The sequence below is a fragment of the Pseudorhodoplanes sp. genome, from assembly GCF_050250235.1.
In the GTDB taxonomy this organism is placed as follows: domain Bacteria; phylum Pseudomonadota; class Alphaproteobacteria; order Rhizobiales; family Xanthobacteraceae; genus Pseudorhodoplanes.
In genome coordinates this window covers 1-4127 of sequence record NZ_JBFWPA010000280.1, presented here as the reverse complement: position 1 = coordinate 4127, position 4127 = coordinate 1, and the positions used below count along the sequence as shown (strand labels likewise).

At 61.7% G+C, this 4127-nt stretch carries 4 protein-coding genes and 1 pseudogene; 3 read left to right on the top strand and 2 right to left on the bottom strand.

Going from position 1 to position 4127, the window contains the following annotated elements; genetic code table 11:
* From AB7F49_RS38650 to AB7F49_RS38640, 3 genes and pseudogenes are all read left to right on the top strand, one after another.
* Positions 1 to 289, top strand: a pseudogene (locus AB7F49_RS38650) (AAA family ATPase); the annotation flags it as partial.
* A gap of 46 nt (positions 290 to 335) precedes the next feature.
* On the top strand, positions 336 to 1406 hold the full coding sequence (locus tag AB7F49_RS38645; RefSeq protein WP_428533104.1) for a hypothetical protein: 1071 nt from the start codon (positions 336 to 338) through the stop codon (positions 1404 to 1406).
* 36 nt (positions 1407 to 1442) lie between these two features.
* Entirely contained in the window at positions 1443 to 2600 is a 1158-nt protein-coding gene (locus tag AB7F49_RS38640; RefSeq protein ID WP_379728467.1) for a hypothetical protein, read from the top strand.
* On the opposite strand, the gene AB7F49_RS38635 is transcribed toward AB7F49_RS38640, so the two are convergent.
* Complete coding sequence (locus AB7F49_RS38635) at positions 2597 to 3283, bottom strand: hypothetical protein (RefSeq protein ID WP_379728469.1); 687 nt, start codon at positions 3281 to 3283, stop codon at positions 2597 to 2599. The two genes, AB7F49_RS38640 and AB7F49_RS38635, sit on opposite strands and share 4 nt — an antisense overlap.
* A partial coding sequence (locus tag AB7F49_RS38630) for a hypothetical protein (protein ID WP_428533100.1) occupies positions 3280 to 4127 on the bottom strand: 848 nt, incomplete at its 5' end. The genes AB7F49_RS38630 and AB7F49_RS38635, both read right to left, overlap by 4 nt.

Here is a 4127-nt window from a genome sequence, read left to right as displayed (position 1 = left end):
GGACCAACTCCGCACGACCTGGGAGCGCGCCGTCGAGGAAGTGGTCGGGCCGGTAATCCGCCGCCTGTCCCGTAAGGTGGACACAACGGGCCTCATCAAGCTCACAGTCCTCACCGATGTCGATTGCACCGCTATGCGTGAAGCGTTCGGGCGTTGCTCGGCGCTCCTTCACAGTCAGCCCGGTGAGATCAATCCGCGGCTGCCCGCGCCATCGGCAATCGAAACCGAAATTGACGCGCTAGAAAAGTGGATCGCCGATATCCGGTCGCGGCAGGAGAAGGCCGCATGATGATGAAGCTTCAGGCCACGCGGCCTCGCGTCGGAGGCGCCCCTTTATGGTGAAATGGTCCGAGCTGAAACGGGCGTCTGACATCGTCCTGGCCGTCTGGCCCCACTACCGTCCCCTGTTCGAGCGCTGGTTCATGCAGGAGCTCATCGACAAGGGCGAACTCGCGCCGATCTGGCGCGAGCGCATGGTGCCGGGGGATAACGACACCGTCTTTGCCGACCATTATCCCGATCGCGAAGCTGCCATCGCGGCCGCCAATGCACTCAATCCAACCTTGCGGCAGGCACTCTCCGCGCGTCCCATGGACCCCGTCGTCAAGCGATCGCTCGAACTCAAGATCGACAAGGCCCTGCAGGCGAAACGGCGTCTGCAAGACGAAGAAGTGCTGATGCTAGCGGAAGCCTTGCGCCGTCACACCGATGGCGAGCCGCCCGACGCCGCCGCCCTGAAGCTCGCGCCGGACTCCGAGCGCTATCGTCAGGACCTCGCCGAACAACTGGCCAAAATGCCCTATCTGAGGGTGGCAAAAGTGGGTCGCTCGAACAACCGATGGACCCACGCCCTTCTATATCTGGGCCCGGATGGCGTTTGGTCGAAACCCTATCACGTCGGCGAGAAGGCCGCACTGACCGCCGAACGCGCGAAGATCGCCAATGGATTCGGTCTGAGCGCCAGCACTCATTGGGGAAAGGCAAAGGCCAAAATCCGACAGATCCTTTTGCCCCGCGCCAATCAATTGCTTCAGCTCGCGAGCGTTCAGCGGATGCTCGCCGAAGCTCTTGCACGAGGCGAACGTGTGCTGGTCTCAAACGGCATTGTATTCTGGTACGAGCCGGATGGTGGTGTCGGCTGGCAGGTCAAGGAGACATCGTCGACGCGCGAGTCCGAAGGCGCGACGATCTGGAAGGAAGGGACGATCCTCTCCACCAATCACGGCCGCCTCGTTGTGCTGCCGTATGTCAAGGAGGACGGTGAGCACGTTCGCGGACACACTAAGAACGGCCCAAATGACGGACGTGCCTTGCCACGTCACCGTGATCATTATGTAGAGATTCCGTTCTCGCTCTACGACGGCGACCTCATGATCGGCTTGTTCGGCGAACTTCCTTACGAATGAAGAAGTGGAGCGCTAGCGATCTAAACAGGAATAACCATGGCTGCTGATTGGACGCCGGTATTCGTCCTGCCGAATATTCCGCTGGAAGCTGCGATCGGCTGCGAGATCGCCGCGCTCGCTCCCGCGCACGATCGCCGCGTTGCGGCCCTCAAGCGGACGCACCCGACGCTCAGGCGCTTCCTCAACCGTTTCGCCGATAACTTCGGGCAGAAGTTCGAGCCCTCGGTCCTGATCCTGAACACGGCCGCACCGCCGACCTTTCGCGACGTCACGGCGCTGGCGAGCTTCCGCGACCTCATCGCGCTCTCCGCGGTCACGCACGGCCGGGCGCTGGAGCTTCGATATCCGCGCGGGCATCGCGTGCTCTTCGGCGAGGCCTTCGCGATCTACCCCTGGATGCTCGACCGACACTATGAGGATGTGATCGGGAGCACACCGGCAATCCTCGGCACGCATGAGCTCTCTCGCTTCAAAGGCCAATCGTCGCCGGCCCTATTCCGCACGTCACTCGGCGAAAGCGACATCGACCAGCCGCTCCTTGCCGCGCTCATGGCGCGCTGGCGTCGACGCTATGAAGCTGCAGAGCCCGCCTGGGAGGACGTTGCGCTAATGCGCTCGCTCGACATGGCGTATAACGCCTCGCTCTTGCCGGCCGGGACGGATACGACGTTCTACGACGTCGGGCGGGTCGTCTCGCTCTGGGTCAGCGCTTTCGAGATCCTCGTGCATCCTGGCGGAAGCGGGCAGGCCAACCGGGACAAGGTGTTCGAGATGATCGAGCGGACGCCGTGGGCAAACCCGGAAATCGGCCAACTCGCGCACGACACGGGCGGCAAGACCAAGGTGAAGCGCACCTTGGCATCTTGGCTCTATCAGGTGCTCTACGAATGCAGAAACGACTTTCTCCACGGCAATCCTGTCGAGCGCAGCAATCTATACCTCACCACGCCGCAGCGGACGATTTTCGAATATGCCGCGCCGCTCTACCGTATCGCGCTGACAGCATTCCTTCCGCTCACATACGGCGTCACGATGCCATCGGCCAAAGACGCGCCCGCGTTCGGTGCCTATATCGCCGATCGCATGGACTTCATGGGACCGCAGAAATCTGCGGAGGAAGCGCTCTTGACCGCGACGCGCACGCCAGCGGGCCGCGCCGCGCGACGCGCACGCGTCACTCGCCCTGCTCCCTAGTCGACTGGGCCAGCGTCGGGCTCCGCGATCAACTCTTCCGCCAGCTCCGAAAGCCACGGCGACACGTCCTCGATCTGGACCGCGCCGGCGTGGACGGCGTAATAGTCCCGGACCGTCCGAAACGCCTCGCCGAAGCGGTCCGCGAATATCTTCTGCAACTTGTCATTCCGGCTCAGCACGCTCGATAGGGCGCGACCGCCCCGCAGGAATTTGAGCGCGTGTTCGGTGCCGAGCAGATAGAGATATTTTCGCTTCGCCGTCGGATGCTCCGCGAGCAGCAGATAATCCTTGAACACGGAATTCTGGCGGATCGATTCCGCGCCGCCCCGCCATCGAATGAATTTGAACTCGGCGACCCGCAGGTTGGTCTCCAGGTCGAACTCGCGCCCGGTATTCCCGGCGCCGAGCGAGACATATTCGACCCGCTCCTCTGGTTCGAGGATGTGCGGAAGGCAGAGCAGGATGCCGAGCGCATGGATCGTCACATTGATCTGCCCGGCCAGGCGCTTCATTTCGGCCGCCGCGGCCAACGCCTCCCGACCCACGCCAGCGCCCTCGAGAAAGCTATCGCAATCCTTCGCTGCCACACCGCGCACCGCGCTCTCGATCCGCGCAAGCGTCTGCGTCAGATCGGGGCCTGTGAACCGCAATAGCAGATCGCGAATATTCGCAGGATTGGTCACGCGCCCGCCTGGCCGGCGAAACGAAGCCGATCGATCTGATTATAGTTGATCACCGCCGAGTCGGCGCCGATCACCGGAAATCGGCTCACCACGTAATGCACGACCTTGTCCATCCCCAGTTCCTGCTTGAGTAGATGCTCGCGACCCCGCTCCTTCTTCAGCGCGCGCGTATAGTAGTTCGTCAGGGATCGGTTATATCGGACGAACAGCGCGCGCTCAGCCTCAATCTTCGAGAGATCAATCCAATTATTCTTGCACTGAATGTTGAAGATGACACCGCCGCGCGTGGCGACGACGTCGAACTCCTTCCGATTGATCCGTTTGATGTTCGTGACGGTGAATCCCATGCGCTCAAGATCGCGTTTCACCATGTCTTCGAAGATGAAGCCCGCGTGGATCTGAAAGCGCCGGCGGCTGCCGAGGTGGACATTCTTGAATGCGTAGAGAAAGCGCGACAGAAGGTTGACGTTCGAGACGATCCGATCCCCCAAATCCAAGAACGGCTGATAGGCATTGGTGTTCGTCGCGTAGTTCGAGGGCTTGTTGACGAGGAGCGCCTCAAGCTCGGCGGGGTCCAACTCGGACTGCGCGCGCAGCATCGAGCGAAACTTCTCCTTCTCGATCTCAACGTAATAGTCGTCGCGGCAATGGCGCGCGAAGGCGATCACCAGCAGGCCCATGGCGGAAAAGTCGGAGTCCTTGAGGCCGAATGCCTCGTAGGTCGCGCCGATCAGCCTCACTCCGTTGCGCAGTTCGGCGGCTGAAAAAATCTTCCTTCGATCTAGCGCCTCCATGGCGGGCATCGTGAACTGATCGCCGCGCAGCTCAGCCATCACATGGATCG

What these genes read in the sequence shown, in the direction of transcription:
- AB7F49_RS38645 (WP_428533104.1), top strand. Translation starts at nt 336, where the DNA reads ATGGTGAAATGGTCCGAGCTGAAACGGGCGTCTGACATCGTCCTGGCC.
- AB7F49_RS38640 (WP_379728467.1), top strand. Translation starts at nt 1,443, where the DNA reads ATGGCTGCTGATTGGACGCCGGTATTCGTCCTGCCGAATATTCCGCTG.